This is a genomic window from Oleiphilus sp. HI0086, assembly GCF_001635225.1.
In genome coordinates this window covers 1-442 of record NZ_LWFZ01000946.1, presented here as the reverse complement: position 1 = coordinate 442, position 442 = coordinate 1, and the positions used below count along the sequence as shown (strand labels likewise).

Sequence of the window (442 nt, the reverse complement as noted above, 5' to 3'; positions counted from 1 at the left end):
CGCCTATTAATAATTTGCCTAACTTTTGCAGGTTGGGGATACCTTCCAAAAACAGAATGCGCTCAATCAGCTCATCTGCCTGCTTCATATCTTTGATAGATTTTTTATATTCTTTTTTATTTAGGCCTTCGAGGCCCCAGTTTTTAAACATACGAGCATGCAAAAAGTATTGATTAATCGCTATAAGCTCATTGCCCAGGATTTTATTAAGGTGTTGAATAACTTGTTTGTCGCCTTGCATTATCACGCCCCCTTTTTTATCAGTGTGGTGCGATGAGTATATTACTTTTTAAATTCAAAAGGCACGTTATTGCTTTAATAATCACAGACTTAATAAACTAAATAGTTATCATTAAGTTTTTAAGGTTTGATACTGGATAGGCTAGATAGAATCGAAGGGAAAGGAAAGGAAAGGAAAAAGACTGCTTAAACACGAACCTCT

At 35.3% G+C, this 442-nt stretch carries 1 protein-coding gene; it reads right to left on the bottom strand.

The window, feature by feature from the left end; translation table 11 throughout:
- The coding region (bfr, locus tag A3756_RS16950; RefSeq protein WP_068554040.1) for a bacterioferritin at window positions 1-241 on the bottom strand (241 nt) is incomplete at its 3' end.
- Between the last annotated feature and the right edge of the window lie 201 nt (window positions 242-442).